The sequence below is a fragment of the Atribacter sp. genome (assembly GCF_035418125.1).
In the GTDB taxonomy this organism is placed as follows: Bacteria; Atribacterota; Atribacteria; order Atribacterales; family Atribacteraceae; genus Atribacter; species Atribacter allofermentans.
On record NZ_DAOLQM010000334.1, the window covers coordinates 1 to 1,919 of the forward strand.

Sequence of the window (1,919 nt, forward strand, 5' to 3'; positions counted from 1 at the left end):
GGTGTCTTTAATCCGTCATCCTGGACACTCTTCCCTTCTTCTTTTTCTCCCCCTCTCCCCCTCGGCGTCTTTCGCCAATACTCCCCCTAACCCCCTTTTCTAAAGGGGGAAATTGAACAGTATATACATATTTTCTTTATCATTTAATGCTGCAAGGCAACATGAAGGTCTATCCTAATTATGATATATCTTTTAAACATAAGTTTCATTAGCTGATTGACCAAAAATTTGTTTTTTTCTGATTTCTATCCAATTATAAAGCAGGAAAGAAGTATATTTGCTATTAATTCGAACTAAGGTATCTTCATAGCGGAATTCAAGAATATCGCGAAAATGGGTATTAATTCCTTTAATTTTCTTAATATCCATGGGTATTGTTCCAATTTGAATGACATCATTTTCAATAGTTAATCTTTGGTGTAAGGTTTTTATAAGACGGGTAGTCCGATCATTTCTTAAGGATATCTTAACTAAAGGGAAGGTTGCTTTTGGTAAATCGTTAACCCATTGTGAAAAAACCTCGATTTGATGATGAAATAAGTCGGGCAATGTTCTTCCTCCAATAAAGCCAGAATCATTGACTAACCAACGATTTTGGCAGGACAAACAGATTACCTCATCCTTTTTACCAAAAAGAGTACGAAAACTTGAGCAATGGGGGCAGATCCAGAGTACTCGCTCAATTCCTTGGGCTTTTCTTTTCCCGGGGTAGGGAATAAGGTATTTTTTTTGCCATTCCCATTCTGAATGATGGATAAATTCCATGGCTGAATAATCTGAGAAAGTATTAAAATTAACAAATATTTTAGGTTTTCTCCCCCGATCTGCCCAAACTGGATGTGATAACCAGGCTCCCTGAATACAGGCCGCAACAATGGGAACATTAAGAGAGAGAATAAGCTTATTCATGCTTTTTGGAGAGATTAAATGATCTTGAAAATTACCAGTCCAGGTAATGGTTCCTTCGGGGAAAAGACCTACAACTCCACCATTATTTAAGATGTCATAAATTGAATAAAGCATGGAAGGATCAGGTCGAGATTTAAACTTTTGGATTGCCCCTATTTTTTTGAGAAAAAAACGCTCAATTGGGTTTTGAAAGGAAATTTGTGCAATAACCCAGGAAATAGGATCATCAATATAAGGAGCAATAAAGAATGGATCGATCGGACTGACATGATTACTGATAAGGAGAAATGGTGGCTTGGGGATTTTTCCAGAAAATTCAATATGATAAATTTTATTTACTAAAGGGGAAACCCACTTTTTCCCTATCTTCCACAAAAGAGTATCAGCTGGTAAACTCATACTATATCACCAGTTTAAACCTTTAATTTCTTGCTTGTGCTTGGTTTCGAAATGCAATGGTAATGAACAGGCTATAGTTTCGTTAGATTATATCAATTTATTGAACATTATTGATGAAAAATTGATTAAAAATTATTAAAAACTACAAAAAGGTTCATTGATAAATGAAGAAATTAACTTGTTCCTAAAGGAATCAAAGGTATAATAATATACCAAGACTAAGAAATACAGTGAAGGAGGAACTAATCCAATGACAGAAGAAATGCCCCATCCAGGCCATGATAAGCATCTTTGTCACCTTCAATACAACGGGTATATGAATCAGAATTTTGATGATTTTAAAAAATTAGTCATGAATCCTCAATATATATGTCGGAAGTGTGGAAGAGCTGCCAATCAGGCAAGCAGTCTTTGTCAGCCGGAAAAACTATAGAAAAGCTGAAAGAGGGTGGGGGGAAACCACCCTCAAAATTACTTTGCTTCTTGATTAATCAGTACCATGGGTTGACCACAGCAGATTAATTCACCACCACCAACTGCCTTTATTTCAACTACGTTTCCACATATTTTACACTCAAAAACCTGTCCAATTTTTTCAACTTTTGGCATAA

General features: G+C 35.7%; 3 protein-coding genes. 1 reads left to right on the forward strand and 2 read right to left on the reverse strand.

Going from position 1 to position 1,919, the window contains the following annotated elements:
• Positions 1 to 192: 192 nt before the first annotated feature.
• Complete coding sequence (locus tag PLK24_RS11140; RefSeq protein WP_324479148.1) at positions 193 to 1,308, reverse strand: lysophospholipid acyltransferase family protein; 1,116 nt, start codon at positions 1,306 to 1,308, stop codon at positions 193 to 195.
• 250 nt (positions 1,309 to 1,558) lie between these two features.
• On the opposite strand from PLK24_RS11140, the gene PLK24_RS11145 reads away from it, so the two are divergent.
• Complete coding sequence (locus PLK24_RS11145) at positions 1,559 to 1,741, forward strand: hypothetical protein (RefSeq protein WP_324479150.1); 183 nt, start codon at positions 1,559 to 1,561, stop codon at positions 1,739 to 1,741.
• A 38-nt stretch (positions 1,742 to 1,779) separates the two neighbouring features.
• Here PLK24_RS11145 and PLK24_RS11500 read toward each other — a convergent pair whose 3' ends face one another.
• Positions 1,780 to 1,917 (reverse strand): desulfoferrodoxin FeS4 iron-binding domain-containing protein, encoded by a 138-nt coding sequence (locus PLK24_RS11500; protein WP_349770685.1) that lies wholly within the window; start codon positions 1,915 to 1,917, stop codon positions 1,780 to 1,782.
• Positions 1,918 to 1,919: the final 2 nt, after the last annotated feature.

Bases quoted from the DNA above. Each gene is read 5' to 3' on its own strand.
- PLK24_RS11140 (WP_324479148.1), bottom strand. From the start codon at position 1,308: ATGAGTTTACCAGCTGATACTCTTTTGTGGAAGATAGGGAAAAAGTGG.
- PLK24_RS11145 (WP_324479150.1), top strand. From the start codon at position 1,559: ATGACAGAAGAAATGCCCCATCCAGGCCATGATAAGCATCTTTGTCAC.
- PLK24_RS11500 (WP_349770685.1), bottom strand. From the start codon at position 1,917: ATGCCAAAAGTTGAAAAAATTGGACAGGTTTTTGAGTGTAAAATATGT.